General features: G+C 71.4%; 24 protein-coding genes and 4 tRNA genes. 20 read left to right on the top strand and 8 right to left on the bottom strand.

All coding sequences use genetic code 11. The annotated features are described in order from the left end of the window. The first annotated feature begins 2 nt into the window (after window positions 1–2). A complete protein-coding gene (locus J3P32_RS16285) occupies window positions 3–626 on the top strand; it encodes a hypothetical protein (protein WP_210441169.1) in 624 nt (207 codons plus the stop codon). 134 nt (window positions 627–760) lie between these two features. Here the strand turns inward: J3P32_RS16285 and J3P32_RS16280 are convergent. The 3 genes from J3P32_RS16280 to J3P32_RS16270 all read right to left on the bottom strand — a co-directional run bounded on the left by J3P32_RS16280 (window position 761) and on the right by J3P32_RS16270 (window position 1031). Then, window positions 761–835, bottom strand: a tRNA-Val gene (locus J3P32_RS16280). A gap of 19 nt (window positions 836–854) precedes the next feature. Next, window positions 855–925 (bottom strand) — tRNA-Cys (locus J3P32_RS16275). 33 nt (window positions 926–958) lie between these two features. After that, window positions 959–1031: transfer RNA gene (locus J3P32_RS16270), tRNA-Gly, on the bottom strand. 137 nt (window positions 1032–1168) lie between these two features. Between J3P32_RS16270 and J3P32_RS16265 the strand changes: the two genes are divergently transcribed. The 12 genes from J3P32_RS16265 (at window position 1169) to pyk (ending at window position 15597) form a co-directional block, all read left to right on the top strand. After that, window positions 1169–1999 carry an aminotransferase class IV gene (locus tag J3P32_RS16265; RefSeq protein WP_210441167.1) on the top strand — a complete coding sequence of 277 codons (831 nt, stop codon included), beginning with the start codon at window positions 1169–1171 and terminating at the stop codon, window positions 1997–1999. Beyond that, a complete protein-coding gene (gene hisI, locus J3P32_RS16260) occupies window positions 1996–2367 on the top strand; it encodes a phosphoribosyl-AMP cyclohydrolase (RefSeq protein WP_210441165.1) in 372 nt (123 codons plus the stop codon). The genes J3P32_RS16265 and hisI overlap by 4 nt, the downstream gene beginning before the upstream one ends. Then, window positions 2360–2953 carry a Trp biosynthesis-associated membrane protein gene (locus J3P32_RS16255; protein ID WP_210441163.1) on the top strand — a complete coding sequence of 198 codons (594 nt, stop codon included), beginning with the start codon at window positions 2360–2362 and terminating at the stop codon, window positions 2951–2953. Before hisI ends, J3P32_RS16255 begins: the two co-directional genes overlap by 8 nt. 54 nt (window positions 2954–3007) lie before the next feature. Next, window positions 3008–3208 carry an HGxxPAAW family protein gene (locus J3P32_RS16250; RefSeq protein ID WP_210441161.1) on the top strand — a complete coding sequence of 67 codons (201 nt, stop codon included), beginning with the start codon at window positions 3008–3010 and terminating at the stop codon, window positions 3206–3208. Window positions 3209–3342: 134 nt separating this feature from the next. Continuing rightward, on the top strand, window positions 3343–4140 hold the full coding sequence (gene trpC / locus J3P32_RS16245; protein WP_210441159.1) for an indole-3-glycerol phosphate synthase TrpC: 798 nt from the start codon (window positions 3343–3345) through the stop codon (window positions 4138–4140). Continuing rightward, window positions 4137–5441, top strand: a complete 1305-nt coding sequence (gene trpB / locus J3P32_RS16240) for a tryptophan synthase subunit beta (protein ID WP_307861738.1) — start codon at window positions 4137–4139, stop codon at window positions 5439–5441. The genes trpC and trpB overlap by 4 nt, the downstream gene beginning before the upstream one ends. Beyond that, a complete protein-coding gene (gene trpA, locus J3P32_RS16235; protein ID WP_210441157.1) occupies window positions 5438–6253 on the top strand; it encodes a tryptophan synthase subunit alpha in 816 nt (271 codons plus the stop codon). Before trpB ends, trpA begins: the two co-directional genes overlap by 4 nt. Next, window positions 6240–6875: an SCO family protein gene (locus J3P32_RS16230; protein ID WP_210441151.1), complete on the top strand. Its 636-nt coding sequence runs from the start codon at window positions 6240–6242 to the stop codon at window positions 6873–6875. The genes trpA and J3P32_RS16230 overlap by 14 nt, the downstream gene beginning before the upstream one ends. Window positions 6876–6883: 8 nt before the next feature. Further along, a complete protein-coding gene (gene lgt / locus J3P32_RS16225; protein ID WP_246851236.1) occupies window positions 6884–7810 on the top strand; it encodes a prolipoprotein diacylglyceryl transferase in 927 nt (308 codons plus the stop codon). A gap of 139 nt (window positions 7811–7949) precedes the next feature. Next, window positions 7950–12512 carry a glutamate synthase large subunit gene (gltB, locus tag J3P32_RS16220; protein WP_210441149.1) on the top strand — a complete coding sequence of 1521 codons (4563 nt, stop codon included), beginning with the start codon at window positions 7950–7952 and terminating at the stop codon, window positions 12510–12512. Window positions 12513–12547: 35 nt separating this feature from the next. Next, complete coding sequence (locus J3P32_RS16215; RefSeq protein ID WP_210441147.1) at window positions 12548–14005, top strand: glutamate synthase subunit beta; 1458 nt, start codon at window positions 12548–12550, stop codon at window positions 14003–14005. 143 nt (window positions 14006–14148) lie between these two features. Further along, window positions 14149–15597, top strand: a complete 1449-nt coding sequence (gene pyk / locus J3P32_RS16210; RefSeq protein ID WP_210441145.1) for a pyruvate kinase — start codon at window positions 14149–14151, stop codon at window positions 15595–15597. Between the two features lie 55 nt (window positions 15598–15652). Here pyk and J3P32_RS16205 read toward each other — a convergent pair. Further along, a tRNA-Leu gene (locus J3P32_RS16205) sits at window positions 15653–15735 on the bottom strand. Window positions 15736–15862: 127 nt separating this feature from the next. On the opposite strand from J3P32_RS16205, the gene J3P32_RS16200 reads away from it, so the two are divergent. The 6 genes from J3P32_RS16200 to J3P32_RS16175 all read left to right on the top strand — a co-directional run bounded on the left by J3P32_RS16200 (window position 15863) and on the right by J3P32_RS16175 (window position 21553). Further along, a complete protein-coding gene (locus tag J3P32_RS16200) occupies window positions 15863–16453 on the top strand; it encodes an ANTAR domain-containing response regulator (RefSeq protein WP_307807908.1) in 591 nt (196 codons plus the stop codon). Window positions 16454–16678: 225 nt separating this feature from the next. Continuing rightward, window positions 16679–17836 (top strand): branched-chain amino acid ABC transporter substrate-binding protein, encoded by a 1158-nt coding sequence (locus tag J3P32_RS16195; RefSeq protein ID WP_210441143.1) that lies wholly within the window; start codon window positions 16679–16681, stop codon window positions 17834–17836. A gap of 89 nt (window positions 17837–17925) precedes the next feature. Then, window positions 17926–18918, top strand: a complete 993-nt coding sequence (locus J3P32_RS16190; RefSeq protein ID WP_307807890.1) for a branched-chain amino acid ABC transporter permease — start codon at window positions 17926–17928, stop codon at window positions 18916–18918. Continuing rightward, window positions 18915–20066 carry a branched-chain amino acid ABC transporter permease gene (locus J3P32_RS16185; RefSeq protein ID WP_210441141.1) on the top strand — a complete coding sequence of 384 codons (1152 nt, stop codon included), beginning with the start codon at window positions 18915–18917 and terminating at the stop codon, window positions 20064–20066. Before J3P32_RS16190 ends, J3P32_RS16185 begins: the two co-directional genes overlap by 4 nt. Next, on the top strand, window positions 20059–20844 hold the full coding sequence (locus J3P32_RS16180; protein ID WP_307807889.1) for an ABC transporter ATP-binding protein: 786 nt from the start codon (window positions 20059–20061) through the stop codon (window positions 20842–20844). Before J3P32_RS16185 ends, J3P32_RS16180 begins: the two co-directional genes overlap by 8 nt. Further along, entirely contained in the window at window positions 20834–21553 is a 720-nt protein-coding gene (locus J3P32_RS16175; protein WP_210441139.1) for an ABC transporter ATP-binding protein, read from the top strand. The genes J3P32_RS16180 and J3P32_RS16175 overlap by 11 nt, the downstream gene beginning before the upstream one ends. Window positions 21554–21656: 103 nt before the next feature. Here the strand turns inward: J3P32_RS16175 and J3P32_RS16170 are convergent, their stop codons facing one another. Genes J3P32_RS16170 through J3P32_RS16160 form a run of 3 tightly spaced genes read right to left on the bottom strand, consistent with a single transcriptional unit; the run spans window position 21657 to window position 24083 of the window. After that, a complete protein-coding gene (locus J3P32_RS16170; protein WP_210441137.1) occupies window positions 21657–22415 on the bottom strand; it encodes an amino acid ABC transporter ATP-binding protein in 759 nt (252 codons plus the stop codon). Continuing rightward, window positions 22412–23212, bottom strand: a complete 801-nt coding sequence (locus J3P32_RS16165) for an amino acid ABC transporter permease (RefSeq protein WP_246851235.1) — start codon at window positions 23210–23212, stop codon at window positions 22412–22414. Before J3P32_RS16165 ends, J3P32_RS16170 begins: the two co-directional genes overlap by 4 nt. 22 nt (window positions 23213–23234) lie before the next feature. Further along, entirely contained in the window at window positions 23235–24083 is an 849-nt protein-coding gene (locus J3P32_RS16160; RefSeq protein WP_210441132.1) for a basic amino acid ABC transporter substrate-binding protein, read from the bottom strand. A gap of 196 nt (window positions 24084–24279) precedes the next feature. Here J3P32_RS16160 and J3P32_RS16155 point away from each other — a divergent pair, with 196 nt between their 5' ends. Further along, window positions 24280–24849: a GNAT family N-acetyltransferase gene (locus J3P32_RS16155; protein ID WP_210441130.1), complete on the top strand. Its 570-nt coding sequence runs from the start codon at window positions 24280–24282 to the stop codon at window positions 24847–24849. A 32-nt stretch (window positions 24850–24881) separates the two neighbouring features. On the opposite strand, the gene J3P32_RS16150 is transcribed toward J3P32_RS16155, so the two are convergent. Then, entirely contained in the window at window positions 24882–25367 is a 486-nt protein-coding gene (locus J3P32_RS16150) for a hotdog fold thioesterase (RefSeq protein ID WP_210441128.1), read from the bottom strand. Window positions 25368–25392: the final 25 nt, after the last annotated feature.

The following is a 25392-nucleotide window of genomic DNA, read 5'->3' as shown; positions in this document are numbered from 1 at the left end:
CGGTGATCGCCTCCCACCGCCACCGGTTCGTCTTCGTCAAGACCCGCAAGACGGCCGGCACCAGCCTCGAGATCGCGCTGTCGCGCCACTGCGGTCCCGACGACATCGTCACCCGCATCAGCCCCGAGGACGAGGAGCTGCGCGCAGCCGCCGGGGGAGTGGGACCGCAGAACGACGACACCGACCCCAGCTCGTACGCCCACATGGGGGCGCGGCGCATCATCCAGGTCATCGGACGCCCGACGTGGGACGCGTACTTCACCTTCGCGGTGGAGCGGAACCCCTTCGACGTCGTGGCCTCGTCCTACCGCTACAGCGCCCGCAAGCCGACCTTCACCAAGACCTTCGGCGAGTTCGTGCGCACGCCGCGGCGCCTGGACCGGCTCGCCCTCAACGAGCGGCTCTACCGGGTCGGCGGCCGCGTCGCGGTCGACCGCGTCTACCGCTACGAGGAGCTCCCCGACGCCGTCGCCGACATCTCCGCACGGCTCGGCGTCGACCTCGACCTGCCCCACGCGAAGCAGGGGAGCGGCCCGCACTACCGCGAGCTCTACGGACCGGGCGACGTCGAGATCGTGGCCCAGCGGTTCCGCCGGACGATCAGCGAGTTCGGCTACGAGTTCTGAGCCGCCCGGGGTCGTGGGGGACCCGGCTCCGGGACCGGTCTGCGATCTCCCGCGCGTCCGGGGCTACTACGGCCGCGCCGTCGTGCGGGAGCAGCAGAAGACCCCGCCCTCGAGGAGGACGGGGTCTGACTGCGTGGTGGGCGATACTGGGTTTGAACCAGTGACCTCTTCCGTGTCAAGGAAGCGCGCTACCGCTGCGCCAATCGCCCGTGTTGAGTTGTTCCTGCGAGGTGGGTACGGGATTTGAACCCGTGTAGACGGATTTGCAGTCCGTTGCCTCGCCTCTCGGCCAACCCACCGTGGAGGCCCACGTGTCGGGGGAGACCTCTCCGAGCGGACGACGAGGCTCGAACTCGCGACCTCAACCTTGGCAAGGTTGCGCTCTACCAACTGAGCTACGTCCGCTTGCGACCCGTTCCGGTTCCCCGGCCTGAGCGCGAGTGGAACAGTAGTACATGGCTCGACCGGCGCCCAAATCGGCCCCCCTCCAGCGTGTCCGGGCTGCCCGCCTCCAGGCAGCGGGGACGCATAGGGTGCACGGCATGCGCGCGTGGCTCAACGGTGACCTGCTGACCGATCCGACCGACGGGGCCATCGCCGTCACCGACCACGGGTTCACCGTGGGCGACGGGGTGTTCGAGGCGGTGAAGACGCTGCACGGGCGCCCCTTCGCGCTCACCCGCCACCTGGCCCGGCTCGAGCGGAGCGCGGCGGGCCTCGGGCTGCCCGCGCCCGACCTCGACGTCGTGCGCCGGGGGGTCGAGGCGGTGCTCGGGGGCGAGGCGCCCGACGACCCGGTGGGGCGGCTCCGGATCACGTGGACCGCCGGTCCGGCCCCGATGGGCTCGGGTCGCGGTGGGGGGCCGGCGACGCTGGTCGTGGCCTACAGCGCGATCGACGCCGCCGCGCCGAGCACGACCGTCGCCACCGTCCCGTGGACCCGCAACGAGCACGGCGCGACCGCCGGGCTGAAGACGACGTCGTACGCCGAGAACGTGATCGCCCTGGCGCACGCCAAGGAGCGCGGCGCCACCGAGGCCGTCTTCGCCAACACCGCGGGCGACCTGTGCGAGGGCACCGGCTCCAACGTCTTCTACGTCGTCGACGGCGAGCTGCGCACACCCACCCTGGCGGCGGGCTGCCTCGCCGGGATCACCCGCGACCTGGTGATCGAGTGGTGCGGCGCGCGGGAGGTCGACGCGCCGCTCGTCGAGGTCCGTGCCGGCGCCAGCGAGGTGTTCCTGGTCTCCACGACGCGCGACGTCCAGGCCGTCTCGCGGTGGGACGACCGCGAGCTCCCGGCGCCGGGACCCCTCACCCGGCGGTGCGCGGAGACGTGGGCCGCCCGCGAGGCTGAGACGATGGACCCGTGAGCACCCCTTCCTCCTCGTCCTCCTCCCTGGACCCGGCGGTCGCCGCGCGGCTGCGGCACACCGCGGACGGGCTGGTCCCCGTCGTCGTGCAGCAGCACGACTCCCGCGAGGTCCTCATGCTGGCGTGGGTCGACGACGAGGCGCTCGCGCGGACCATCGACACCGGCCGGGCGACCTACTGGTCGCGCTCGCGCGGGGAGTACTGGGTCAAGGGCGACACGTCCGGGCACGCGCAGTGGGTGAAGGAGGTCCGGCTGGACTGTGACGGCGACACCCTGCTCTTCGTCGTCGACCAGGTGGGCGCCGCCTGCCACACCGGTGACCACACCTGCTTCGACGCCGACCTGCTCCACCGGGTCGATGGCTGAGCCGGCCCGTCACCCGCGCCGGACCTTCGGGCCGGTCGTCGCGCTCGAGCTGGTGGCCGGCGGGCTGGCCGCCTACGCCGCCGGCAAGCCATGGGTCACCGGCGAGGGCGCGGACTCCGCGCCCGGCATGGCGACGATGACGTGGGGCGAGGTCGCCTCGTCCCCGCTGGGCACCGCCCTCGGCCTGGTCGCGCTGGCCTGCGTCGGCGTCGTGCTCGTGACCCGGGGCCGCTTCCGGCGCGCCGTCACCTGGCTGGCCGTGGTGGTGGCGCTCGGCTACGCCGCCACCGTCGTCTGGGCGCCGTCCAGCCTGCCGGACCACCTCCGCGAGCAGGTGCGCACCCGCACCGGCGCCGAGCTGGAGAGCACCTCGCTCACCGGGTGGTTCTGGCTGGCCGCGGCCGCGGCTGTCCTGCTGCTGGTCTCCACGGCGCTGGCCGTGCGCCTGGTCCGGTCGTGGCCGGAGATGGGAACGCGCTACGACGCGCCCACCGGCGCCCGGGACGACGCGGCCGTCCCCCGGCAGCCGACGGAGAACATCGACATCTGGAAGGCCCTCGACGAGGGCCGCGACCCGACCGCATAGCCGACCGCCTAGACTTCACTCGGCACCCGCTGATCCGACGAAGGAGCACCGACGATGGCTGCAGGCCACGGCAACACCCCCGCTGCTTGGACCGCCGTGGCGGTCGCGATGCTCGGATTCGTCGTGGGCAGCGTCGCCCTGCTGCAGGTGCCGGCGCAGGAGACCCTGCTGTGGATCGGCATCATCATCGCCGTCGCCGCGCTCCCGTTGTTCCTGGTGCTCAACAAGCTCGGGTTCAACTCCTCCGACCACTGATCCGCAGCGCGTCCGCACCACGTCCGAGCCCCGGCCGGCCAGCGGCCGACCGGCGGGCCGGCCAGCGCGGTCTGCCGTCCGGCCACTGGGCACCGGCCCCCGGCCTGCTGGGCCCCGGATGAGAGGCTGAGCCCATGCCTGCGACCGCTTCCGTGCTCGACGACATCGTCGCCGGGGTGCGCGAAGACCTCGCGCGCCGGGAGGCGGCGGTCCCGATCGGCGACCTCCGCGCCCGGCTCGCCGACGCGCCCGCGCCACGCGACCCGATGCCGCACTTCCGCGCGGCCGGCTCGAGCGTCATCGCCGAGGTCAAGCGGCGCAGCCCGAGCAAGGGCGACCTCGCGGACATCCCCGACCCTGCGGTGCTCGCGACGGCGTACGCCCGAGGTGGCGCGGCGGCGATCTCGGTCCTGACCGAGCAGCGGCGGTTCGGCGGCAGCCTCGACGACCTCCGCGCGGTCCGCGCCGCCGTCGACGCGCCGGTCCTCCGCAAGGACTTCATCGTCGAGACCTACCAGCTCGTCGAGGCCCGCGCCGCCGGCGCCGACCTCGCGCTGCTGATCGTCGCGGCGCTCGACGACGACACCCTGCGTCGCCTCCACGACGAGGCGCGCGAGCTCGGACTCACCGTGCTCGTCGAGGTCCACGACGAGGCCGAGACCGAGCGCGCGCTGGCGCTGGGCCCCGCACTGGTCGGCGTCAACAGCCGCAACCTCAAGACCCTCGACGTCGATCCCGACGTCTTCGGCCGCCTCGCCCCGCAGATCCCGGACGACGTCGTCCGGGTCGCCGAGAGCGGCATCACCGGCGTCGCCGACGTCGAGCGCTTCGTCTCCGAGGGAGCGGGCGTCGTGCTGGTCGGTGAGGCGCTGGTCAAGGACGGCGACCCCGAGGCCGCCGTACGAGCGATGACAGGAGTGACAGCGCGATGAGTGAGCGCCTGAGCGTGCCCACCGGGCCGATGCGCTACGAGGCCGACGAGCGCGGCTACTTCGGCGAGACGTGGGGCGGGCGCTTCATGCCCGAGGCCCTCGTCGCCGCCCTCGACGAGCTGACCGAGGCGTGGCACGACGCCATGGCCGACGAGGCGTTCGTCGCCGACTTCGAGCGGGTGCTGCGCGACTACGCCGGCACGCCGAGCCGGCTCTACCACGCCGAGCGGCTCTCCGAGACCGTCGGCGCACGCGTGCTGCTCAAGCGCGAGGACCTCAACCACACCGGCGCCCACAAGATCCGCAACGTGCTCGGCCAGGCCCTGCTCACGCGGCGCATGGGCAAGACGCGGGTCATCGCCGAGACGGGCGCGGGCCAGCACGGCGTCGCGAGCGCCACCGCCGCCGCGTGGTTCGACCTCGACTGCACCGTCTACATGGGTGCCGTCGACACGCGGCGCCAGGCCCTCAACGTCGCCCGGATGCAGCTGCTCGGCGCGACCGTCGTGCCGGTCGAGTCGGGCAGCGCGACGCTCAAGGACGCCATCAACGAGGCACTGCGCGACTGGGTCGCCAGCGTCGACCACACCGCCTACCTCTTCGGCACCGCCGCCGGCCCGCACCCATTCCCGAGCATGGTCCGCGACTTCTGCCGCGGCATCGGCGACGAGGCGCGCGCACAGTGCCTCGAGCAGTACGGCGTGCTGCCCGACGCGGTCGCGGCCTGCGTCGGGGGCGGCTCCAACGCCATCGGCCTGTTCACGGCGTTCCTCGAGGACGAGGGCGTGGAGATCCACGGCTTCGAGCCCGGCGGCGACGGCGTGCACACCGGCCGCCACGCGGCGACGATCCACGCCGGCGAGGCCGGCGTCCTCCACGGCGCCCGCACCTACGTGCTGCAGGACGAGGACGGCCAGACCGTCGAGTCGCACTCGATCTCGGCGGGGCTCGACTACCCCGGTGTGGGCCCGCAGCACTCGTGGCTGTCGGCGGCCGGTCGGGCGACGTACACGCCGGTCACCGACGCCCAGGCGATGGAGGCCATGGCGCTGCTGAGCCGCACCGAGGGGATCATCCCCGCCATCGAGTCCGCGCACGCCGTGGCCGGCGCCGTCGAGCTCGCCAGGAGGCTCGGCGAGGAGAAGGGCCCGGACGCGACAATCATCGTCAACCTCAGCGGCCGGGGCGACAAGGACATGGGCACGGCCATCGAGTGGTTCGGTCTCGGCGACGCCGAGCGCGGGCCCGAGGCCGACCTCGAGCAGATCGAGGAGCGGGTCGAGATGGAGGCTCCGCAGTGACGTCGACGACCTCGACCTCCACCGCCTTCGAGAAGGCGCGCGCCGAGGACCGGGCGGCCCTCATCGGCTACCTTCCCGCCGGCTACCCCAGCGTCGAGGGCTCGATCGAGGCGTTCGCGACGATGGTCGAGGCCGGTTGCGACGCCATCGAGATCGGCCTGCCCTACAGCGACCCGGTGATGGACGGACCCACCATCCAGGCCGCGGCGCAGGCCGCCCTCGACGGCGGCGTCCGCACCGCCGACGTGCTCCGCGTCGTGGAGGCGGTGGCCGCCACGGGCGTCCCCACGCTCGTGATGACCTACTGGAACCCGATCGAGCGCTACGGCGTCGAGCGCTGGGCCACCGACCTGGCCGCGGCCGGGGGAGCGGGCCTCATCACCCCTGACATCACCCCCGACCACGGGTCGGAGTGGATCGCCGCGGCCGACGCCCACGACCTCGACAAGGTCTTCCTCGTCGCGCCGAGCTCGACCGACGAGCGGATCGCGATGACGGCCGCGGCCAGCAGGGGCTTCGTCTACGCGGCCGCCGTCATGGGCGTCACGGGCGCGCGCGACGCGACGTCCGACCTCGCCGGCCCCCTGGTGGGCCGGGTGCGTGCGTGCGGCGACGTGCCGGTGGCCGTGGGCATCGGGGTGAGCAACGGCGACCAGGCGGCCGACGTGGCGGCGTACGCCGACGGCGTGATCGTGGGGTCGGCGTTCGTGCGCTGCCTGCTCGACCACGCCGGCGACCGGGCGGCCGGCCTCGCGGCCCTGCGCGAGCTGACGACCGATCTTGCAGAGGGTGTGCGCCGTGCGCGGGCGTAGGGCGCGGGCCGCCGTCCTGGTGGCGCTGCTCGGTCTGCTCGCCGCGTGCGGCGGAGGCGCGCAGACGGCCTCGGCGGAGCTCGCCGGCACCCGCCTCGACCCACCCTTCGAGGTCGCCTCGACCCCGCTCGTCGACACCGACGGCGAGGCCTACAGCCTCACCGAGGACACCGACGAGGACCTCACGCTCGTGTTCTTCGGCTACACCCACTGCCCCGACATCTGCGGGCAGGTGATGGCCACCCTCGCCGGCATGCTCGCGCGCCTCGACGACGAGCAGCGCGAGCGGCTCGAGGTGGTCTTCGTGACCACCGACCCCGCCCGCGACACCCAGCAGGTGGTCGCCGACTACGTCGCGGCGTTCGACCCCGCGATCACGGGCGTCACCGGCGACCGCGCCGACATCGTGGAGGTCGCGGCGAGCATGAAGGTCGCGATCGGCTACTTCGACGCGGCGGGCCGCGAGCTCGACCCGCAGGACCTCCCCGACACCTACGAGGTCGACCACGGCACCCAGGTCTTCGGCATCAGCGCCGACGACGACGTCGAGACCTACTGGGGCTCCGACGTCTCGCAGGCGCAGCTCGCCCGCGACGTCACGATGCTGCTCGACGAGGGATGATGCTGCCCATGCCGAGCCTCCAGTCGCCGATGGTGACGCTGATGTCCATCCCCAGCCCCGCCGAGGGCGTGTGGCACCTCGGGCCGGTGCCGATCCGCGGCTACGCGCTGTCCATCATCCTCGGCATCGTGCTCGCGATCTGGATCGGCGAGCGCCGCTGGGTCGCCCGCGGCGGCCGGCCCGGGGAGGTCAGCGACCTGGCGATCTGGGCGGTGCCGTTCGGCCTCGTCGGCGGACGCCTCTACCACGTGATCACCGACTGGGAGCTCTACTTCGGTGACGGCGAGAACCCCATCACCGCGCTGTACGTCTGGCGCGGCGGCCTCGGCATCTGGGGCGCGATCGCGCTCGGCGCCGTGGGCGTGTGGCTCGGCGCCCGCTCCAGCGACATCAAGCTGCTCCCGCTCCTCGACGCGATGGCGCCGGGCGTGCTGGTCGCCCAGGCGGTCGGCCGCTGGGGCAACTGGTTCAACCAGGAGCTCTACGGTCGTCCGACCGATCTGCCGTGGGCGCTGGAGATCGACGTCGCGCACCGGCCCGCGCAGTACCTCGACGTCGCGACGTACCACCCGGCCTTCCTCTACGAGTGCCTCTGGAACCTCGCGGCCTTCGGCCTGCTCGTCTGGCTCGACCGGCGCTTCCGCCTCGGCCACGGCCGGGTGGTCGCCCTCTACGTCATGCTCTACACCTCGGGCCGGGCGTGGATCGAGAACCTGCGCATCGACGACGTGCAGATGGACGACGTGCTGGGGCTGCGGCTCAACGTGTGGACCTCCCTGGTCCTCTTCACGCTCGCCGCGGCGTACTTCGTGTGGTCGGCCAGGCAGCACCCCGGCCGCGAGGAGGCGGTGCGCACCCGCGAGCCGGAGCCCGACGAGCAGGCCGGGTCCGGCGACGAGCCCGCGCCGCGCAGCACCGCCGATCCCACGGCCTGAAACGTCGCGCACCGGCGTCGATCGCCGGTGATAGATTCTCCCTCGCTCGGGCCAACGTCGTCCCCAGCGGAAACGCCCACCCCCAGCCCGACCCGCGCACGCCCCGGGAGAGGCAGGACGACGACGGGAGAATGCCTCCATGCACGCATTCCCGCCGAGCCAGGGTCTCTACGACCCCCGGCACGAGAAGGACGCCTGTGGCGTCGCCATGGTCGCGACCCTCACCGGTGAGGCCAGCCACGACATCGTGGTCAAGGCGCTCACCGCGCTTCGCAACCTCGACCACCGCGGCGCCGCCGGCGCCGAGGTCAACTCCGGCGACGGCGCCGGGATCCTGCTCCAGGTGCCGGACGCGTTCCTGCGCGAGGTCACCCGCGACCTGGGGTTCGAGCTGCCCCCGTCACGTGCGTACGCCGTCGGCACCGCGTTCCTGCCCGGTGACGCCGACGCGGTCGCCAAGACCCGGCAGCGCATCGAGGAGATCGCCGACGAGGAGGGGCTGAGCGTCCTGGGCTGGCGCGACCTCCCGGTCGACGACTCGACCCTCGGCGCGACCGCCCGGAGCGTGATGCCGACCTTCGCGCAGGTGTTCGTCGCCGGCAAGGGGTCGCGGATCAGCGGCATGGGGCTGGAGCGCCTGGCGTTCTGCCTGCGCAAGAGGGCGGAGTCGGAGACCGACGTCTACTTCCCCTCGCTGTCCTCGCGGACCCTCGCCTACAAGGGCATGCTCACCACCGACCAGCTCGACCGGGTCTTCCCCGACCTCACCGACGAGCGCGTCGCGTCCGCCATGGCGGTGGTGCACTCGCGGTTCTCGACCAACACGTTCCCGAGCTGGCCGCTGGCACACCCGTTCCGCTTCATCGCCCACAACGGCGAGATCAACACGGTGATGGGCAACCGCAACTGGATGCGGGCCCGCGAGGCGCTGCTCGAGAGCGATCTCATCCCCGGCGACCTCGAGCGCCTGTTCCCGATCTGCACCCCGGGGGCGTCGGACTCGGCGTCCTTCGACGAGGTGCTCGAGCTGCTGCACCTCGCCGGCCGCTCGCTGCCGCACGCCGTGCTGATGATGATCCCGGAGGCCTGGGAGAACCACCGCGAGATGGACGCGCAGCGCCGTGCGTTCTACGAGTTCCACTCCATGCTGATGGAGCCGTGGGACGGCCCGGCGTGCGTGGTCTTCACCGACGGCACGCAGGTGGGCGCCGTCCTGGACCGCAACGGCCTGCGCCCCTCGCGCTACTGGGTCACCGACGACGGCCTGGTCGTGCTGGCCTCCGAGGTCGGCGTCCTCGACCTCGATCCCGCCACGGTGGTCCGCAAGGGCCGGCTGCAGCCGGGCCGCATGTTCCTCGTCGACACCGAGGAGCACCGGATCATCGAGGACGAGGAGATCAAGAGCCAGCTCGCGTCCGAGCAGCCCTACGACGAGTGGCTGCACGCCGGGCTGATCCACCTCGACGACCTCGACGAGGTCGAGCACGTCGTCCACACGCACGCGTCGGTGACGCGGCGCCAGCAGGTCTTCGGCTACACCCAGGAGGAGCTGCGCGTCCTGCTGAGCCCGATGGCCAACACCGGCGGCGAGGCGCTCGGCTCCATGGGCACCGACACGCCGATCGCGGCGCTGAGCGACAAGCCGCGGCTGCTGTTCGACTACTTCGCCCAGCTGTTCGCCCAGGTGACGAACCCGCCGCTCGACGCGATCCGCGAGGAGCTGGTGACCTCGCTCAGCGGCTCGATCGGACCCGAGGCCAACCTGCTCGAGCCCAGCCCCGCCTCGTGCCGGCAGATCGTGCTGCCGTTCCCGGTGTTCTCCAACGACGACCTGGCCAAGATCCGCCACATCAACCGCAACGGCGACATGCCCGGTTTCCAGGTGCACGTCGTCCGCGGGCTGTACGACGTCGAGGGCGGGGGAGCGGCGCTGGAGGCGCGGCTCGACGAGCTGTGCGCGGAGGTGTCCGCGGCGATCGCCGACGGCGCCCGCATCATCGTGCTCTCCGACCGGCACTCGACCGCGGAGCTGGCGCCGATCCCGTCGCTGCTGCTCACCGGCGCGGTCCACCACCACCTGGTCCGCGAGAAGACCCGCACGCAGGTCGGGCTCCTCGTCGAGGCGGGCGACGTCCGCGAGGTGCACCACGTGGCGCTCCTCGTCGGCTACGGCGCGGCCGCGGTGAACCCCTACCTGGCCATGGAGTCGGTCGAGGACCTCGCCCGCGAGGCGTACTACGTCAAGGTCGACCCCGAGCAGGCCGTCGCCAACCTCATCAAGGCGCTCGGCAAGGGCGTGCTGAAGGTGATGTCCAAGATGGGCGTCTCCACCGTCGCCTCCTACACCGGCGCGAAGATCTTCGAGTCCGTCGGGCTCTCGCAGGCCGTCATCGACCGCTACTTCACCGGCACGACCTCCAAGCTCGGCGGCATCGAGCTGGCCACGATCGCCGAGGAGGTCGCCCGGCGGCACGCGACGGCGTACCCCCGCGGCGGCATCTCGCCGGCGCACCGCGAGCTCGCCACCGGCGGCGAGTACCAGTGGCGCCGCAGCGTGAAGGGCGATGCGGAGCCGCACCTGTTCGACCCCGAGACGGTGTTCCGCCTCCAGCACTCGACGCGCAGCGGCAGCTACGACATCTTCAAGCAGTACACGAACCGGGTGGACGAGCAGTCCGAGCGGCTGATGACGCTGCGCGGGCTGTTCCGGTTCAAGGAGGGCGTCCGCGAGCCCGTCGACATCGAGGAGGTGGAGCCGGTCTCGGCGATCGTGAAGCGCTTCTCCACCGGGGCGATGTCCTACGGCTCGATCAGCCAGGAGGCGCACGAGACCCTGGCCGTCGCGATGAACCGGCTGGGCGGCAAGTCCAACACCGGCGAGGGCGGTGAGGACCCCGACCGGCTGTACGACCCCGAGCGACGCTCGGCGATCAAGCAGGTCGCGTCCGGGCGCTTCGGCGTGACGTCGGAGTACCTCACCAACGCCGACGACATCCAGATCAAGATGGCGCAGGGCGCCAAGCCCGGCGAGGGCGGCCAGCTGCCCGGCCACAAGGTCTACCCGTGGGTGGCCAAGACCCGGCACTCCACGCCGGGCGTCGGCCTCATCAGTCCGCCGCCGCACCACGACATCTACTCGATCGAGGACCTGGCGCAGCTGATCCACGACCTCAAGAACGCCAACCCGGCCGCGCGCGTGCACGTCAAGCTCGTCTCCGAGGTCGGCATCGGCACGGTCGCGGCGGGCGTGTCCAAGGCGCACGCCGACGTCGTGCTGGTCTCCGGCCACGACGGGGGCACCGGCGCCTCGCCGCTGACCTCGCTCAAGCACGCCGGTGGTCCGTGGGAGCTCGGCCTCGCCGAGACGCAGCAGACGCTGCTGCTCAACGGGCTGCGCGACCGGATTGTGGTGCAGGCCGACGGCCAGCTCAAGACCGGCCGCGACGTCGTCGTCGCCGCGCTGCTCGGCGCCGAGGAGTACGGCTTCGCCACCGCCCCGCTGGTCGTGAGCGGCTGCATCATGATGCGGGTCTGCCACCTCGACACCTGCCCGGTGGGCGTCGCGACGCAGAACCCGGTGCTGCGCCAGCGATACAGCGGCAAGGCCGACTACGTCGTGAACTTCTTCGAGTTCATCGCCCAGGAGGTCCGCGAGCTGCTCGCCCAGCTCGGCTTCCGCAGCCTCGACGAGGCCATCGGCCAGGTCGGCACGCTCGACGTCGCCGGGGCGGTCGACCACTGGAAGGCCGCCGGCCTCGACCTCACGCCGATCCTGCACCAGGCGTCCGCGCACGGGGAGTTCGGCCAGTTCGAGGACCAGGACCTGCGCAGCACCAAGGCGCAGGACCACGGGCTCGACAAGGCGCTCGACAACGAGCTCATCGCGATCGCCGCGCCGGCGCTGGAGTCCGGCGAGCCGGTGCGCGCCCAGGTGGCCATCCGCAACGTCAACCGCACCGTCGGCACGATGCTCGGCCACGAGGTCACCAAGCGCTACCGCGGCGACGGGCTGCCCGACGGCACGATCGACATCACCTTCACCGGCTCCGCGGGGCAGTCGTTCGGCGCCTTCGTGCCGCGCGGGATGACGCTGCGGTTGGAGGGCGACGCCAACGACTACGTCGGCAAGGGCCTCTCCGGCGGCCGGCTGGTGGTGCGCCCCGACCGGGCGGCGCGCTTCGAGTCCTCCGAGCAGATCATCGCCGGCAACACGATCGGCTACGGCGCCACGTCCGGGCAGATCTTCCTGAGCGGCCGGGTGGGCGAGCGGTTCTGCGTGCGCAACTCCGGCGCGAGCGCCGTCGTGGAGGGCGTCGGCGACCACGGCTGCGAGTACATGACCGGCGGCGTCGTCGTGGTCCTCGGACCGACGGGGCGCAACTTCGCGGCCGGCATGTCCGGCGGGTACGCGTTCGTGCTCGACCTCGACGAGCGTCGGGTCAACCCCGAGCTGGTCGAGCTCGCGCCCGTCGCCGGCAAGGCCGCCGACGAGCTCAGGACGCTCGTGGAGCAGCACGCGGAGGAGACCGGCTCGGCCGTCGCCGCGGCGCTGCTCGCCGACTGGGACGCCTCGCTCGCCCGGTTCACCGAGGTCATGCCCCGGGACTTCAAGCGCGTCCTCGAGGCGCGCGAGGAGGCCCTCGAGGAGGGCCTCGACGAGGACCAGGCCGCCGCTCGCATCATGGAGGTGCTCCATGGCTGACCGCACTCGTCACACCCAGATGGAAGGTGGGCACCGTGGCTGACCCGAAGGGATTCCTGAAGCACGGCCGCGAGGTGGCCTCGCGGCGCGAGGTCGCCGAGCGCGTGCGGGACTGGAACGAGGTCTACCCCGACGGCATCGGGCGCGCCCTGTTGCCGATCATCAACACCCAGGCCGGCCGCTGCATGGACTGCGGCATCCCGTTCTGCCACCAGGGCTGCCCGCTGGGCAACCTCATCCCGGAGTGGAACGACCTGGTGTGGCGCGACGACTGGGACGGCGCGATGGACCGGCTCCACGCGACCAACAACTTCCCGGAGTTCACCGGGCGGCTGTGCCCGGCGCCGTGCGAGACGGCCTGCGTGCTGGGGATCAGCCAGGACCCGGTGACCATCAAGAACGTCGAGGTCTCGATCATCGACCGGGCCTGGGGCTCGGGCTACGTCCGGCCGGAGCCGCCGGAGTGGCTCTCGGGCAAGACCGTCGCGGTCGTCGGCTCCGGTCCGGCCGGTCTCGCCGCGGCCCAGCAGCTCACCCGTGCCGGCCACACGGTCGCGGTCTACGAGCGCGCCGACAGGATCGGCGGCCTGCTGCGCTACGGCATCCCCGAGTTCAAGATGGAGAAGAAGCACCTCGACCGTCGGCTGGACCAGATGCGTCGCGAGGGCACCGTCTTCCGGGCCGGCGTCGACGTCGGCGGGGACCTCACCGGCCCGCAGTTGCTCGCCCGCTACGACGCCGTCGTCCTGGCGATGGGCGCCACGCAGGCGCGGGACCTGCCGGTGCCGGGCCGCGAGCTCGGCGGCATCCACCAGGCGATGGAGTTCCTGCCGCAGGCCAACCGGGTCGCCGTCGGCGAGGAGGTCGCCGACCAGCTGGTCGCGACGGGCAAGGACGTCGTCATCATCGGTGGCGGCGACACCGGCGCGGACTGCCTCGGCACGTCGATCCGCCAGGGCGCACGCTCGGTCACGCAGCTGGAGATCATGCCGCAGCCCGGCGGCGACCGCCCGTCGGGACAGCCGTGGCCGACGTACCCCATGCTCTTCCGGGTCTCCTCCGCGCACGAGGAGGGCGGGGACCGCGTGTACGCCGTCTCGACCCAGGAATTCCTCGGCGACGACGACGGCAACGTCGCCGCCCTGCGGCTCGTCGAGGTCGACTCGAGGTTCCAGCCCGTCGAGGGCACCGAGCGCGAGATCCCGGCCCAGCTGGTGCTCCTGGCCATGGGCTTCGTGGGCCCGGAGAAGGCCGGACTGCTCGAGCAGCTCGAGGTGGAGCTCGACGAGCGCGGCAACGTCCGGCGCGACGAGTCGTACGCCTCGTCCGTGCCGGGTGTCTTCGTCGCCGGCGACGTCGGTCGCGGGCAGTCGCTCATCGTGTGGGCGATCGCCGAGGGCCGCAGCGCGGCCGCCTCGGTCGACGCGTACCTCACCGGCTCCTCCACGCTGCCGGCGCCGATCAAGCCGCACGAGCGCCCGCTCACGGTCTGAGGGCGCACCGAGGGCGGCGCGGCCACCTCGTCCGGGCCGGGTCGGTGCGTGAGGCAGGTTCTCGCTCGGCAGAACCTGCCTCACGCACCGCTCGGCGGGGGAGGAGGTCGTTGGAACGATCCAATATCCGCTAGGGTGGAGCCGTGCGTAGAGCCAAGATCGTCTGCACCATGGGCCCCGCGGTGAACACTCCCGAGGGGATCCGCTCACTCGTCGAGGCGGGCATGGACGTCGCCCGGCTCAACATGAGCCACGGCGCGTACGCCGACCACGAGGCCGTCTACCGCCTCGTGCGGCAGGCCTCCGACGAGTCGGGCCACGCCATCGGCATCTTCGCCGACCTGCAGGGTCCCAAGATCCGCCTGGAGACCTTCGCCGACGGTCCGGTGAAGCTCAAGCGCGGAGCGACCTTCACGATCACCACCCGCGACGTCGTCGGCAACGCCGAGGTGTGCGGCACGACCTACAAGGGCCTGCCGGGCGACGTGCAGCCGGGTGACCCGCTGCTGATCGACGACGGCAAGGTCCGCCTGCGGGTGACGTCGGTCGACGACACCGACGTGGTGACCGAGGTCGTCGTCGCCGGCAAGGTCTCGAACAACAAGGGCATCAACCTGCCCGGCGTCGCGGTGTCGGTGCCCGCGCTGTCGGAGAAGGACACCGAGGACCTCCGCTGGGCGCTGCGCCTCGGCGTGGACTTCATCGCGCTCAGCTTCGTCCGCAACGCCCGCGACGCCGAGGACGTGCGCGCGGTGATGCGGCAGGAGGGCATCCACGTCCCGGTCATCGCCAAGATCGAGAAGCCGCAGGCCCTCGACAACATCGACGAGATCGTCGACGCCTTCGACGGCATCATGGTCGCCCGCGGCGACCTCGGCGTGGAGTGCCCGCTCGAGGACGTGCCGATCCACCAGAAGCGCATCATCGACAAGGCGCGCCGCAACGCCAAGCCGGTCATCGTGGCGACCCAGATGCTGGAGTCCATGATCAGCTCGCCGGCGCCCACGCGCGCGGAGGCGAGCGACGTGGCCAACGCCGTCCTCGACGGCGCCGACGCGGTGATGCTCTCGGGCGAGACCAGCGTGGGGGAGTACCCCGTCGTCGCCGTGGAGACCATGGCGCGCATCGTCGAGTCGACCGAGGAGCACGGGCTCGGCCACATGGCCGCGGTCGAGTGGCAGCCGCACACCCGCGGCGGCATCATCGCCAAGGCGGCGGCCGAGGTCGCCGAGCGCGTGCACGCCAAGTACGTCGTCGCCTTCACGACCAGCGGCGACTCCGCCAAGCGGCTCTCGCGCTACCGCGGCCCGATCCCGGTCCTGGCCTTCACCCCGGAGGCCCGCACCCGCTCCCAGCTGGCCCTCACCTGGGGCGTGGAGACCTTCCAGGGTGCCGAGGTCGAGCACACCGACGAGATGGTGCGCCAGGTCGACGAGTCCCTGCTGGCGATCGGCCGGGTCACGGAGGGCGACGTCGTCGTCATCATCGCCGGCAGCCCGCCCGGCATCCCCGGCTCCACCAACGCGCTGCGGATCCACCGGATGGGCGACGCCATCAACGGGGTCGCCCCCGCCTACCGCCGCTCGCGCTGAGCACCGGACGGCAGCCGATGGCGCGGTGCTCCGGCACGCCCGGCGCACAGCACGGTGCCGGGTGTGGGAGTCGAACCCACACGCCCTCGCGGGCAGTGGTGTTTGAGACCACCGCGTCTGCCATTCCGCCAACCCGGCTAGGTGGGCACACCGTATCGGAACTAGCCTTTCCGTCGTGACGCAGCCCGACGCCGCACACCCCGATGTCGCACACCCCGACGCCGCACCCGGTGGGACCGGTCCCGCCGCGGACGGCGTACGCCGCGTGGTGATCGCCGAGGACGAGGCCCTCATCCGGATGGACCTCGCCGAGATGCTCGGCGAGGAGGGCTACGAGGTGGTCGGCCAGGCCGGCGACGGCCGGCGGGCGATCGAGCTCGCGCGCGAGCTGCGGCCCGACTTGGTGATCCTCGACGTGAAGATGCCGGTGCTCGACGGCATCGCCGCCGCGGAGACGATCGCGGGCGAGCGCATCGCACCGGTCGTGATCCTCACCGCCTTCTCCCAGCGCGACCTCGTCGCCCGGGCCCGCGATGCCGGCGCGATGGCCTACCTCGTCAAGCCGTTCCAGCGCGGCGACCTCGTGCCCGCCATCGAGATGGCGGTCAGCCGGTTCGCCGAGATCAGGGTGCTCGAGCGCGAAGTGGACGACCTCCAGGAGTCGCTGGCCACCCGCAAGTCAGTCGACCGCGCCAAGGGCGTGCTGCAGGAGCAGCTCGGGCTCAGCGAGGGCGAGGCGTTCCGGTGGATCCAGAAGACCGCCATGGACCTCCGGCTGTCGATGAAGCAGGTCGCCGACGGGGTCGTCGAGCACGGCGTCGCCGGGCTGGGCGGCGAGGGTCGGCCGGGCGCCTGAGATCCGGGCCCGCGGCCGGCTCGACGGCCGGCTGGTCCCCCCGCGGGGCCGCGCCGCGGGCGCGTCACCGGCGGCTGTGGCCCGCGGTGCAGACCAGTTGGTCACGAAACGGCAACGGGACGGGCCCGCGTGCTCGCAATCGTGTTCTGGGCCACACCGTGGATGTTAGGTTCCCGCCACGAGGCTGCCGAGGTGGACAGCCCACTTAGAACTACGGAGGGATCCATGATCCGCTCATCCAAGTCCTGGCAGGCCGTCGCCGTCGCGGCGGTCGCCGGTTTGGTGCTGACCGCGTGTGGCACGACCGAGGACGGCGGCGGCGACGCGTCCGGCAGCGGTGGCGGCGACGGCGCGGCCTGCGACGTCACGATCGCGTTCTTCGGCCCCGAGACGGGCCCCGCGGCAGGCCTCGGTGCCCCCATCATCCAGGGTGCCCAGCTGGCCCTCGACGAGTACAACGCCGACGCGGAGTGCCAGATCGAGATGCTGAAGTTCGACTCGCAGGGCAGCCCCGACGAGGCGCCCGCCCTGGCCACCGAGGCCGCCGGCGACGAGGCCCTCATCGGCATCGTGGGTCCCGCGTTCTCCGGTGAGTCCGCCGCGGCCGGCCCGATCTTCGCGGAGGCCGGCCTGCCGACCATCTCGCCGTCGGCGACCAACCCGACGCTGGCCGACAACGGCTGGGACACCTTCCACCGTGTCCTGGGCAACGACGCCACGCAGGGTCCGGCCGCCGCGACCTACATCTCCGACACGCTGTCGTCCAAGGCCACGTTCGTCATCGACGACGCGTCCGAGTACGGCGCCGGGCTGGCGCAGGAGGTCGAGGGCGGCCTCGGCGACGTGGTCGTCGGCACCGACACGATCCAGGCCGGCGACACCGACTTCTCCGCCACCGCGCAGCGCGTCACCGCCTCCAAGGCCGACACCGTGTTCTTCGGTGGCTACTACGCCGAGGCCACCATCCTCGTCAGCCAGCTCAAGGACGCCGGCTTCGACGGCACCTTCGTCGCCGCCGACGGCGTGAAGGACCCCGCCTTCCTCGACGCCGGCAAGGACGCCGAGGGCTCGGTCCTGACCTGCCCCTGCATCCCGAACACCGACCCCGCGGTGGCCGAGTTCGCTTCGGCCTACGAGGAGGCGTTCGGCGAGGCGGCCGGCACCTACGCGGCCGAGGCCTACGACGCTGCCAACGTCTTCCTGGACGGCATCGCCGAGGGCATCGACAACCGCGAGGAGATGCTCGAGTTCGTCAACAACTACGACGAGGCCGGTGTGACCAAGCAGGTCTCCTTCGACGAGAAGGGCGAGCCCAGCGAGGTCCACGTCTACTCGTACAAGGTCGAGGGCGGCGAGATCGTTCCCGAGGGCGAGATCAGCTGACCTTCAGGCACCATTCACGCAGTGACGCACCGCTGCGGTCGGGGGACTTCCCGACCGCAGCGGTGCCACGATGAGGGCCAGGAGGCCTGGTGGACTTCGACTTCTTCTTCAACAACCTGCCGCAGCTGACCATCACCGGACTCGCCTTCGGTGCGATCTACGCCCTGATCGCGCTGGGCTACACGATGGTCTACGGCGTGCTGCAGCTCATCAACTTCGCCCACTCCGAGGTGTTCATGTACGGCACCTTCGCCACCCTGTGGACGGTGTGGGCCCTCACCGGCTCCGGCGGCGCCAGCGGCATGCAGCTGGTGGGCATCCTGCTCCTCGCGCTGGTCATGTCGATGCTGACCTCGGCGCTCGTGGCGCTGCTCCTCGAGCGCGTCGCCTACCGGCCCCTGATCAAGCGGAACGCCCCGCGGCTCATCGCGCTGATCTCGGCGATCGGCGCGTCGTTCGTGCTGGCCGAGCTGATGGGTCTGCGCGACCGCGTCACCGGCTGGTTCGGCCTCGACGACACCCTCGACCGCTACGTGAGCGGCGCTCGCATCAACGCGAGCATGTCCGGGGTCGTCAACATGCCCAACGTCGACATCTTCGGCATCCCGGTCAAGACCGTGGACCTCCTGGTCATCGGCGCCGCCCTGCTGATGATGGTCGTCGTGGACCAGTTCGTCCGTCGTTCGAAGCTGGGTCGCGGCATCCGCGCGACCGCCCAGGACCAGGAGACGGCCGCCCTCATGGGCGTCAACCCCACCCGCACCATCCAGATGACGTTCCTCATCGGCGGCCTGATGGCCGGCGTCGCGGCGTTCCTCTACATGCTCAAGATCGAGGTCACCAAGTTCGACGTCGGCTTCCTGCTGGGCGTCAAGGCGTTCGCCGCCGCCGTGCTCGGCGGCATCGGCAACCTGCGCGGCGCCCTGCTGGGTGGCCTGCTGCTCGGGGTCGCCGAGAACTGGGGTGCGGCGCTGATCGGCACGGAGTGGCGCCACGTCGTGGCCTTCGTGCTGCTGGTCGTCATCCTGCTCTTCAGGCCCACCGGACTGCTGGGTGAGTCGCTCGGAAAGGCACGCGCATGAGCAACAAGACAAGCAAGGCCGGCGGCTTCCGGGCTCGTGTCACCGGGCTGCCCAAGCCGGTGAAGATCCTCGGCTGGATCGTCCTGGCGCTGCTGGCGTACGCCCTCCCGCTGCTGGAGCCTCCCTTCATCTCCACGCCCGGCGTCGACTTCGGCGGCGTCCTGTTCGTGGTCACGATGTACGGCCTGGTGGCCCTGGGCCTCAACATCGTGGTCGGCTACGCCGGCCTTCTCGACCTGGGCTACGTCGGCTTCTACGCCATCGGCGCCTACACCGTGGCGATCCTGACGTCGTTCCACGCCAACTGGCCGCTGCTCCTCGCGCTGCCGGTCGGCATGCTCGCCACCCTGCTGGGCGGCATCATCCTCGGAACGCCCACCCTGCGCGTGCGTGGCGACTACCTCGCCATCGTGACGCTCGGCTTCGGCGAGATCATCCGGCTCGTGGCCGTGAACACCGAGTGGCTGGGCACGTCGAAGGGCATCTCCAACATCGCCCGGCCGCCGAGCCTGGAGCTGTTCGAGATCCCGCACCTCAACTGGGACACGGGCGTGCCGCTGGTCGACTTCAACGACTCCACGACGTTCATCGAGTTCGGCGTGCTCGACCAGATCCCCTACTACTGGATGGGGCTCACGGTCGTCATCCTCGTGCTGATCGCCGACAAGCTCATCAAGGACAGCCGGGTCGGTCGCGCGTGGGAGGCCACCCGGGAGGACGAGGACGCCGCCGAGCTCATGGGCGTGCCGACCTTCCGCTTCAAGCTCCTCGCGTTCGCGACCGGCGCCTTCGTCGGCGGCCTGGCCGGCGGGCTCTACGCGAGCCGCCAGAGCTTCATCAACCCGCAGTCGTTCCTGCTGCTCTTCTCGATCCTGTTCCTCGCCGCGGTCGTCATCGGTGGCCAGGGCAACCGCTGGGGCGTGCTGGTCGGCGCCGTGCTGGTCGCCTACCTGCCCCAGCGCTTCCGCGAGTTCGACGACTTCCGCGTCCTGGTCTTCGGCCTCGCGCTCGTCGCGCTGGCGATCCTGCGTCCCGAGGGACTGTTCCCCCCACGACGCACCGTGCGGGCCAAGCAGCTCGAGCAGGAGCTCGACGAGCTCGAGGGCGCCCACGACGGACACGACGGAGAGGCGGCAGCCCGTGCCTGACCACACGAAGGTGCTCGAGGTCGAGAACCTCACCCTGAAGTTCGGGGGCCTCACGGCCCTGGACGACGTGAGCTTCCACATCGCCGAGGGCGAGATCCTCGGCCTGATCGGCCCGAACGGCGCCGGGAAGACGACGTGCTTCAACGCCATCACGGGCGTCTACCGGCCGACGTCGGGCTCGATCCGCTTCCGCGGGGAGTCGCTCGTCGGCAAGAAGAGGTTCCAGATCACCCAGGCGGGCATCGCGCGGACGTTCCAGAACATCCGCCTGTTCCCGACCATGACGGCCCTGGAGAACGTGCTGGTCGGCGCCGACGCGCGGCACAGCACGGGCATCTTCAGCGCCCTCTTCCGGCTCCCGAAGCACCGCCGCGAGGAGGCCGAGGGCCACGACCGGGCCATGGAGCTGCTGCGCTTCATGGGCATCCAGCGCCACGCCGACGAGCTGGCGGCCAACCTCTCCTACGGTGACCAGCGCCGGCTCGAGATCGCCCGTGCCATGGCGACGAACCCGAAGCTGATCTGCCTCGACGAGCCGGCGGCGGGGTTCAACCCGGAGGAGAAGCGGGTCCTGATGGACCTCATCCGCAAGGTGCGCGACCAGGGCTACACGGTGCTCCTCATCGAGCACGACATGCGCCTCGTGATGGGCGTGACGGACCGTATCGTCGTGCTGGAGTTCGGCAAGCTCATCGCCGAGGGCAGCCCGGCGGAGATCCGCGACAACCCCGCCGTGATCGCGGCCTACCTCGGAGTGGAGGAAGAAGATGCTTCTTGAGGTCGAGGGCCTGTGTGTCAACTACGGGCACATCGAGGCCATCCGTGACATCAGCTTCGACGTGCCGGAGGGCAGCGTCACGACGCTGATCGGCGCCAACGGCGCCGGCAAGACGACGACGATGAAGACCATCTCGGGCCTGCGCAAGGTGCGGGCCGGCGCGGTGAGGTTCGAGGGCAAGGACATCACCAACGCCGCGCCCTACGACCGGGTCAAGCTGGGCATCAGCCAGTCGCCGGAGGGACGCCGCTGCTTCGTGGGCATGACCGTGCGGGAGAACCTCGACATGGGCGCCTTCGTGCGCAACGACCGCAAGAGCAAGGCGTACAAGGACGACATGGACCGCGTCCTGGCCCTGTTCCCGCGCCTGGCCGAGCGGATCAACCAGTCGGCCGGCACCATGTCGGGCGGCGAGCAGCAGATGCTGGCCATCGGCCGCGCCCTCATGGCGCGCCCGCGGCTGATCCTGCTCGACGAGCCGTCGATGGGCCTCGCGCCCAAGCTCATCGCCCAGATCTTCTCGATCATCAAGGAGATCAACGAGCAGGGCACCACCGTGCTGCTCGTGGAGCAGAACGCCGCACAGGCGCTCAAGGCGGCGGACAACGCGCACATCCTCGAGACCGGGGAGATCGTCCGCTCGGGCAGGGGCAGCGAGCTCGCGGGCGACGACTCCGTCAAGGCCGCCTACCTCGGCGGCGACGTCTGAGACCGACGCCGCAGCGCGGACGTGACGAAGGGCCCAGCCGATCTCCGGCTGGGCCCTTCGTCGTGCTGCGTCCGGTGCTGCGTCGGGGTGCAGCGTCGGGCTGCTACAGGACCTTCGACAGGAAGGCCCGGGTGCGCTCGTGCTGGGGCGCGGCGAGGACCTCGCGCGGGTCGCCCTCCTCGACGATGACGCCGCCGTCCATGAAGACCAGCTTGTCGCCGACCTCGCGGGCGAAGCCCATCTCGTGGGTCACGACCATCATGGTCATGCCCTCGGAGGCGAGCGTCTTCATGACCTCGAGCACGTCGCCGACGAGCTCGGGGTCGAGCGCCGACGTCGGCTCGTCGAAGAGCATCATGTCGGGGTCCATCGACAGGGCGCGGGCGATGGCCACGCGCTGCTGCTGGCCGCCGGAGAGGTGGGCGGGGTAGGCGTTCTCGCGTCCGGCGAGCCCGACCTTCTCGAGGTTCGCCCGGGCGACCTCGACGGCTTCCTTCCGGGACCGCTTCCTCACCTTCTCCTGCGCGACCGTCAGGTTGCGCAGGACGTTCATGTGGGGGAACAGGTTGAACTGCTGGAAGACGATGCCGATGCGCGAGCGCACGGCGTCGAGGTCGGTCTCCGGGTCGATGATGTCGACGCCCTCGACCAGGATCTGTCCGCTGTCGGGCTCCTCGAGGCGGTTCACGCAGCGCAGCAGCGTGGACTTGCCCGAGCCCGAGGGGCCGATCACGCAGACGACCTCGCCGTTGTCGACGTGGAAGTCGATGCCCTTGAGCACCTCGTTGGAGCCGAAGGACTTGTGCAGCCCCCGGACCTCGATCGCGGCGGTCGCGGCGTCGGGACGGGTGGTGGCGGTCATCGTGACCTCCTTTGCCGCTTCTCCAGCCAGCCGACCAGCTGGGTGAGCGGGAGCGTGATGACGAGGTAGAGGATCGCAGCCTGCACCAGGCTCGTCGACGTGCCGGCCGTGGGACCGCTGGCGAGGAAGTCCCTGGCGAGCGTCGTGAGCTCACGCTGGTCGGCGGCGAAACCGATCACGAAGAGCAGCGACGTGTCCTTGATGAGCAGCACGAACTCGTTGGTCAGCGGCGGGATGACGATGCGGAACGCCTGCGGGAGGACCACGGTCACCGTCGTGCGGCCACCGCTCATGCCGAGCGAGCGCGCGGCCTCGGTCTGGCCCTTCGGGACCGCCTGGATGCCGGCGCGCAGCGTCTCGGCCATGTAGGCGGACCCGACCAGGATGAGGGCCACGATGCCGGCGCCGACCGAGCCGCCGGGCGGCGTCCACTGGAAGGCGATGGTGATGCCGAACGCCATGAACAGCATGACCAGCAGGGCGGGGAGCCCACGGAAGAACTCGATGTACGCCGTGGCGAGCCACCGGTACGGCCCGACGGGGGAGAGCTTCATCAGCGCCAGCAGCAGCGCGAGGAGCAGGCCGCCGGCGAACGCGATCACCGTGTAGATCAGGGTGTTCTTGACGCCGACCGTGATCAGCTCGCCCCAGGCGCCCGGCGGGACGAAGCCCTCGGACTTGAAGAAGTTCGCCTTGATCGCCGGCCAGTCGGCGACGAGGGCCAGAGCGACCGCGACGCCCAGGAGGACTGCGTACAGGACCCCCTGGACGAGGCGGCGCTTCGTGGTGCGCTTCATAGCCATGAAGTGTGTGCTGCGCTCACTCGGTCGAGAAGTAGGTGTTGTAGATCTCGTCGTAGGTGCCGTCCTCGCGCATCTCGGCGAGCTGCTCGTTGACGGCCTCGACCAGGGCGGTGTTGCCCTTCTTCATGGCCAGTCCGTACTGCTCGTCGGTGGAGTAGGTCTCCACCACGGTGAAGCCGCCGGCCTTCTGGTGGTCCAGGTTGACCGGGAGGTCCTGGAGCAGCGCGTCGACCTGTCCGGCCTTGATCGCCTGGAACATCTCCGCGTCGCTCGGGAACGAGACGATGTCGGCGCCGGAGGCGTTCTCCTCCGCGTAGGCCTTCCCGGTCGTCCCCTGCTGGACACCGACCTTGACGCCGTCGAGGTCCTCGATCGAGGTGATGTCGGACCCCTCGGGCACGAGCAGCGACTGCTCGGAGTCGTAGTAGCCGTCGGAGAAGTCGAGGGCGGCCTTGCGCTCGTCGGTGATCGTCATCGCGCTGGCAGCCAGGTCGCACTGGTTGGCGTTGAGGGCCTGCCCGCTCTGGAGGGCGTCGAAGGAGGAGTCCTTCACGGCGAGCTCGAGCTCGAGCCCGTCGGCGATGGCCTGCACGATGTCGATGTCGAAGCCCTTGAAGCCGGACTCCGAGCTCTCGTCGAAGTCCTCGAAGGGCGGGTAGGGGACGTCGGAGCACACCGTCAGGGTGCCGCTGGCGATGGTCGTGACGCCGGAGTCGCCGCTCGATCCGCCGTCGTCAGCGCCCGAGCCGCCGCCGTCGTCGGAGCCGCACGCGGTGAGGACCGTGGCAAGGGCCAGGGTGGAGACGAGAGCGACGGAGCTCCGGACGATGCCGCGTGCCGGGCGCGGAAGAGTGCGAGATGCCATGGCCGCGAGGGTAGTGCACCCGCGCGGGTGCGAGGCGGGTGCGGTCGGGCAAAGTTTGGTCTCGATTCGGTGTCCGACCGCCCGGGGGCACCTCGGCGTGGCCCGCAGCGGCTGGTGGGCGTACCCTCGCTCGCACGTGGTGCCGGGAAGGCACGGCAGGGGGGCCACGGGGATTCGCTTGAGGAGATGGGTGGCGATGAGCCGGACGCCGGTGACCGTGCGCAAGGCAGAGCCTGCTGACGTCGCGTCGCTGCGCGAGCTGTGGGGCGACATCCTGCGGCGCGGACCGCACGACGAGCAGCTGGCCGACGTGGCCCGCATCGTCGAGACGGCGGCCGAGCGCCCGGACCAGTGCGTGGCGGTGGCCGAGGTCGACGGCGAGGTCGCCGGCGCGGTCTACCTCGAGGCGACGACGTTCACCCCGCTCAACCTCGAGCCCGCGGTGCTCGCCGTCTCCCCCCACGTCTTCTCGCGCTTCCGCCGCAAGGGCGTCGGCAGCGCGCTGATGGAGGCGGCCTGCCGCTTCGCCGAGCAGCACGGGATCACCCACGTCCAGACCGCCGCGGCCGCTGAGGCCCGCGACGCCAACCGCTTCATGGCACGCCTGTCGTTCGCGCCGCAGGCGACGCTGCGGGCCGCCACGACGAGCGCCGTCCGCGCCCGCCTGCCGCAGTCGCGCCAGGCCACCCCGGCCGCCTCGAGCCGCCAGCGCATCGACCGGGTGCTGGCCGCCAGGCGGATCCGGCGCGAGCGCGTCCCGGGCTGACGCCCCCGGCGTCCGGCACCGTCCGACGCGGGTCAGCCGGTGGGAGCCTCGAGCAGCGCGCAGGTGATGCGGGCGGTGCACACGCGCCGGCCGCGCTCGTCGCTGATGGCGATGTCGTAGGACGTCGACGAGCGTCCCAGGTGGATGGCCGTGGCCACGCCGGTGACCAGGCCGGACGTGGCCGAGCGGTGGTGGGTGGCGTTGATGTCCACGCCCACGGCGATCCTCGCGGGGTAGGCGTGGACGGCCGATCCGATCGAGCCGAGGGTCTCGGCCAGCACGACCGAGGCGCCGCCGTGCAGGAGGCCGAACGGCTGGGTGTTGCCCTCGACCGGCATGGTCGCCACCACCCGCTCGGCGGACACCTCGACCAGCTCGACGCCCATCTTGTCGTTGAGGCGTCCGTTTCCCTCGGGGAGGAAGGCGAGGAGCTCCTCCACGGTCAGGTCGGCGAGCGACGCCGGCTGCGGGGCACGGTCCGGGGCCGGGTCGGGGGTGGTCGCAGGTGTCTGGCTCATGGGCCCCATCCTCTCCCAGCCGCGC

The sequence above is a fragment of the Nocardioides xinjiangensis genome, assembly GCF_017916385.1.
In the GTDB taxonomy this organism is placed as follows: Bacteria; Actinomycetota; Actinomycetes; order Propionibacteriales; family Nocardioidaceae; genus Nocardioides; species Nocardioides xinjiangensis.
This window is presented reverse-complemented; position numbering and strand designations above follow the sequence as displayed.

Excerpts from the sequence above, each read along its gene's own strand:
- J3P32_RS16265 (WP_210441167.1), top strand. The coding sequence starts at position 1,169 with ATGCGCGCGTGGCTCAACGGTGACCTGCTGACCGATCCGACCGACGGG.
- J3P32_RS16255 (WP_210441163.1), top strand. The coding sequence starts at position 2,360 with ATGGCTGAGCCGGCCCGTCACCCGCGCCGGACCTTCGGGCCGGTCGTC.
- J3P32_RS16250 (WP_210441161.1), top strand. The coding sequence starts at position 3,008 with ATGGCTGCAGGCCACGGCAACACCCCCGCTGCTTGGACCGCCGTGGCG.
- trpC (WP_210441159.1), top strand. The coding sequence starts at position 3,343 with ATGCCTGCGACCGCTTCCGTGCTCGACGACATCGTCGCCGGGGTGCGC.
- trpB (WP_307861738.1), top strand. The coding sequence starts at position 4,137 with ATGAGTGAGCGCCTGAGCGTGCCCACCGGGCCGATGCGCTACGAGGCC.
- lgt (WP_246851236.1), top strand. The coding sequence starts at position 6,884 with ATGCCGAGCCTCCAGTCGCCGATGGTGACGCTGATGTCCATCCCCAGC.
- gltB (WP_210441149.1), top strand. The coding sequence starts at position 7,950 with ATGCACGCATTCCCGCCGAGCCAGGGTCTCTACGACCCCCGGCACGAG.
- J3P32_RS16195 (WP_210441143.1), top strand. The coding sequence starts at position 16,679 with ATGATCCGCTCATCCAAGTCCTGGCAGGCCGTCGCCGTCGCGGCGGTC.
- J3P32_RS16185 (WP_210441141.1), top strand. The coding sequence starts at position 18,915 with ATGAGCAACAAGACAAGCAAGGCCGGCGGCTTCCGGGCTCGTGTCACC.
- J3P32_RS16175 (WP_210441139.1), top strand. The coding sequence starts at position 20,834 with ATGCTTCTTGAGGTCGAGGGCCTGTGTGTCAACTACGGGCACATCGAG.
- J3P32_RS16170 (WP_210441137.1), bottom strand. The coding sequence starts at position 22,415 with ATGACCGCCACCACCCGTCCCGACGCCGCGACCGCCGCGATCGAGGTC.
- J3P32_RS16165 (WP_246851235.1), bottom strand. The coding sequence starts at position 23,212 with ATGAAGCGCACCACGAAGCGCCGCCTCGTCCAGGGGGTCCTGTACGCA.
- J3P32_RS16160 (WP_210441132.1), bottom strand. The coding sequence starts at position 24,083 with ATGGCATCTCGCACTCTTCCGCGCCCGGCACGCGGCATCGTCCGGAGC.
- J3P32_RS16155 (WP_210441130.1), top strand. The coding sequence starts at position 24,280 with ATGAGCCGGACGCCGGTGACCGTGCGCAAGGCAGAGCCTGCTGACGTC.
- J3P32_RS16150 (WP_210441128.1), bottom strand. The coding sequence starts at position 25,367 with ATGAGCCAGACACCTGCGACCACCCCCGACCCGGCCCCGGACCGTGCC.